General features: G+C 43.8%; 3 protein-coding genes and 1 pseudogene. 2 read left to right on the top strand and 2 right to left on the bottom strand.

Annotation, left to right across the window (positions count from 1 at the left end; all coding sequences use genetic code 11):
• Window positions 1–558, bottom strand: a pseudogene (locus AC6F75_RS13760) (hypothetical protein); the annotation flags it as partial.
• A 163-nt stretch (window positions 559–721) separates the two neighbouring features.
• On the bottom strand, window positions 722–2,002 hold the full coding sequence (fahA, locus tag AC6F75_RS13755; RefSeq protein WP_500715661.1) for a fumarylacetoacetase: 1,281 nt from the start codon (window positions 2,000–2,002) through the stop codon (window positions 722–724).
• 143 nt (window positions 2,003–2,145) lie between these two features.
• Between fahA and glyA the strand changes: the two genes are divergently transcribed.
• Window positions 2,146–3,420 carry a serine hydroxymethyltransferase gene (gene glyA, locus AC6F75_RS13750; RefSeq protein ID WP_500715660.1) on the top strand — a complete coding sequence of 425 codons (1,275 nt, stop codon included), beginning with the start codon at window positions 2,146–2,148 and terminating at the stop codon, window positions 3,418–3,420.
• Between the two features lie 273 nt (window positions 3,421–3,693).
• A partial coding sequence (locus AC6F75_RS13745) for a carboxyl transferase domain-containing protein (protein WP_500715659.1) occupies window positions 3,694–4,472 on the top strand: 779 nt, incomplete at its 3' end.

Here is a 4,472-nt window from a genome sequence, read left to right as displayed (position 1 = left end):
AGTACCATAGTAGTGGGCCTCACGCAATAGTTGATCGGTGTCCCTGAAGTTGGGTGACAGTTTTTGGAGTTCGTTTAACGTTTTATGGGCATTGCGGTACTCCATTTTATTGCCGGTAGCCATCATGCTTTGTGCCCTTTCATAAAGAAATGCAGTATATTCACCTTTGGCTTTTATGAGTTGCTCACTGTAGTCATTCATTTGAAATTGAGCTTCATCACCAAACCTGTAAAGGGGTAATAAAGGTCTGATGCTGTTTTGGATTCGCTCTAAACGGGAATACAAGTTGAAAATTTCACGTTTTGAAGCCGGGCTGTTTTCTCTTTCAAGTAAGGCAATTCTGTTGAGTGATTCTTCAGTGTATTTGGCAAATGCATCTTCCAGAATTGGTATCAATTCCCGACTCCTTTTGTTGGTTTTGTCTTTCTGAAGTTTTTTAACTGCCAGATTCATTGCCTCGACATAGTTTCCCCTGTTGAGTTCTTTCTGACTGCGTTTTATACTGCTGCAAGCAACAAACACGGTTGCTAAAATCAGCATAAGTAGTGCTTTTTTCATAACTGTAAGGTGTTGGTTATGTTAGTAAGTTTACAATTGTGGTGCCAAAAATAATTTAAGTGTTCAGTGCCCAGTAGCAGTTGGCAGATTTAATTTACCGGAATTAACCATCGGCATGCTCACACTGAACACTGTTACTGAACACTGACAACTAAATAAATAACTACATCTTCAACGCCGGTAAAATCCTGGTAGAACAGTCTCCAAAGCCAATGCGTACCTTGTCGTTTTTGCAATAGCCTTTTAGGGTTACAGTATCGTTGTCGTTGATAAACTTGCGTTCGGTGCCGTCATTGAGTTTGATGGGTTTTTCACCTCGCCAGGATAGTTCCAGCATCGAGCCGTAAGAGTCTGGTGTGGGGCCTGAAATGGTTCCGCTGCCCATCATATCACCGCTTTTAACCGGACAACCGTTACTCGTGTGATGTGCCAGTTGCTGACTCATATTCCAGTACATATACTTAAAGTTTGAGCGGGTCACAAGGTTGGGTGTTCCGTTTTCGGGAGTGATATAGGCTTCCAGATGAATGTCATAACTTTTCTTGCCGCTAGTTCGCAAATAGGGAAGCGGCTCTATTTCGGGTTTTGGACTTTCGGTTTTAAAAGGTTGTAATGCATCAAGTGTAACAATCCATGGCGAAATTGTAGAAGCAAAGCTTTTTGCTAAAAATGGCCCCAATGGAACATACTCCCACTTCTGAATGTCGCGCGCACTCCAGTCGTTAAACAGCACCAATCCAAAAATATAGTCTTCTGCTTCTTGTATGGGGATGGGTTCGCCCAGGTCGTTGGCATCGGTGGTGATAAATGCCATTTCCAGTTCAAAATCTATCAATCGTGACGGTTCAAAAACAGGTGTATCAGCTCCTGCGGGAAGAGTTTGACCGTTGGGTCTGCGTACATTGATTCCGCTGGGTATGATGGATGAACTCCTTCCGTGATAACCTACAGGTATGTGCAGCCAGTTAGGTAATAAGGCGTTTTCCGGGTCACGGAACATAGCACCCACATTGGTGGCGTGTTCTTTACTGGAATAAAAATCGGTATAGTCACCCACCTGAACAGGCATTTGCATTTCAATTTCGTCAAGCGTAAAAATCACCCGGTCGTGATGGGAGGAATTGTCTTTTAGCGCAGTGTTTTTTTTGTCAAATATATCAGCAATGCGGTTGCGCACCAGTCGCCAGGTTTTTTTACCGTCTGAAATAAAGTCATTTAAGGTGTCCTGAAGAAATATATCATCGGTCAATTCAATGCCATCAAAATAGCCAAGCTGATGCAAAGCACCCAAATCAATGGCAAAATCGCCAATGCGTGTTCCCACGGTAATCACATCGTCGCGGGTTAAAAACACACCGAAAGGGATATTTTGTATGGGAAAATCAGAGTCCTTGTCAACAGGCAACCACGATTTTCTGCTGGGATCATTCGCTGTAATGGGCATAACTTTTAGTTTTGGTATTGTTATAATAATTCTATTCAAACATACATGAATTTTTTATTTTCATCGAGGAAATAAGTAATTTTTAGAATACTTTACCGAATGTAATTCTTATTTTTGATGCAGATTTGTAAAAACACACCCTTATGCATCAAGACACCCAAGTATTCGACCTCATTAAAGCCGAAGAAAACAGGCAAAAAACCGGCCTCGAACTTATCGCCTCCGAAAATTTTGTAAGCCCAAGTGTCCTTGCTGCAGCAGGCTCAGTACTCACCAATAAATATGCTGAAGGGTATCCCGGAAAGCGCTACTATGGCGGTTGCCAGATTGTTGATCAGGTGGAGCAACTGGCCATTGACCGTGCTAAAGAATTGTTTGGTGCCGAGTATGCCAACGTGCAGCCACATTCCGGTTCACAGGCCAATACGGCTGTGTTTTCGGTGTGCTTGAAACCGGGAGAAAAGTTTCTTGGTTTTGACCTTTCGCACGGTGGTCACCTTACCCACGGTTCACCCGTAAACTTTTCAGGCAAGTTGTACAATCCTGTTTTTTATGGCGTAAATGAACAAACCGGGATGTTGGATTATGATAAGATTGAAGAAATCGCTTTACGCGAAAAACCTAAAATGATTATCGCCGGAGCTTCGGCTTACTCACGTGAAATTGATTACAAACGCTTTCGCGAAATAGCAGATAAAGTAGGAGCCATCCTGATGGCTGATATGGCGCATCCTGCGGGACTGATTGCTAAAGGCATACTTTCAGATCCCGTGCCGCATTGTCATGTCTGCACCAGTACCACTCATAAAACATTACGAGGTCCCCGTGGAGGGATAATCGTAATAGGCAAAGACTTTGATAATCCATTTGGAATAAAACTAAAAGACGGAAGCCTTCGTAAAATGTCCTCTTTAATGGACAGCGGTATCTTTCCCGGAAACCAGGGTGGTCCTTTGGAACACATCATTGCAGCTAAAGCAGTCGCTTTTGGCGAAGCATTGACCGATGACTTTTTACACTATATGGTTCAGGTAAAGAAAAATGCCAAAGTGATGGCACAGGCCTTTGTGGATAAAGGATACAAAGTCATTTCCGGAGGAACAGACAACCATATGATGCTGATTGACCTGAGGAACAAAGGACTTTCCGGCAAGCAAGCTGAAGAAGCCCTGGGCAAAGCCGACATCACCGTAAACAAAAACATGGTGCCTTTTGACGATAAATCACCTTTTGTAACTTCTGGAATCAGAATAGGAACACCGGCTGTCACCACCCGCGGGTTGAAAGAAGCCGATATGAAATACATCGTCGATTTGATGGATGAAGTAATCACTCACTTTGAAGATGAAGCCAAACTGAAACAAGTGGGGAAAAAGGTGGTGAAACTGATGGTTGATAAGCCTTTGTTTGTGAAGTGAGATTTTAGATGTGAGACGTGAGATGTGAGACGTGAGTTTTAATTAATGAGATTACTGCCAAGAAAACTTGCGGACAGACAGGGAGTCGAAACCGCTTATGTTGAGATTGGTCTATTAAGCTTTCTTTGCGCCCTTTGCGGAACCTTTGCGCTTCTTTGCGGTAAAACCAAAGCGTAGACATCGAAATATGCAAAGACTTTTGAAATAGAAAATGGATTTTGAAAAGAAATTGAAGGTAAATAACGAGATACCCGCCTTTGCGGGTATATGGATATGAGTAATAACAGAAAACAATTACAGGATAAAATCGCCCTTGCCAAACTGGGTGGCGGGCAACAACGCATTGACAAGCAACACGAAAAGAAGAAACTGACTGCCCGAGAACGCATTGAGTACTTGATGGATGAAGGTTCTTTTGAGGAAATCGGCATACTGGTTACCCACCGAACTACCGATTTTGGTATGGAAAACGAAAAATATTACGGCGACGGGGTGGTCACCGGATACGGAACCATCAACGGTCGTCCCGTTTGTGTGTTTGCTCAGGATTTTACCGTTTTTGGGGGAGCTTTATCTGAAACCCACGCAGAGAAAATTTGCAAGACCATGGATTTAGCCGTGAAGTTAGGCGTACCTATGATTGGCCTGAATGATTCCGGTGGAGCCAGAATTCAGGAAGGTGTGCGTTCGCTGGGCGGTTATGCCGATATATTTTACCGCAATGTGCAGGCATCGGGAGTGATCCCGCAATTGTCGGCCATTATGGGGCCTTGTGCCGGTGGAGCGGTTTACTCACCTGCAATGACCGACTTTACCCTGATGGTACAGGACACCAGTTATATGTTTGTTACCGGCCCCAATGTGGTGAAAATCGTAACCAATGAAAACGTCACTTCCGAAGAACTGGGCGGTGCCAGTACCCACGCTACCAAGTCGGGGGTAACCCACGTGACTTCCGTAAGTGATATTGCTTGCCTGGAAGACGTTAAAAAACTTCTGGGTTATCTTCCGCAAAACAACAAGGAAACCACGGCAAAATTACCTTTTACACC

This window comes from Planktosalinus sp., assembly GCF_059864935.1.
The sequence above is the reverse complement of the archived record's forward strand: the minus strand, read 5'-3'. Positions and strand labels throughout refer to the sequence as shown.

What these genes read in the sequence shown, in the direction of transcription:
- fahA (WP_500715661.1), bottom strand. Translation starts at nt 2,002, where the DNA reads ATGCCCATTACAGCGAATGATCCCAGCAGAAAATCGTGGTTGCCTGTT.
- glyA (WP_500715660.1), top strand. Translation starts at nt 2,146, where the DNA reads ATGCATCAAGACACCCAAGTATTCGACCTCATTAAAGCCGAAGAAAAC.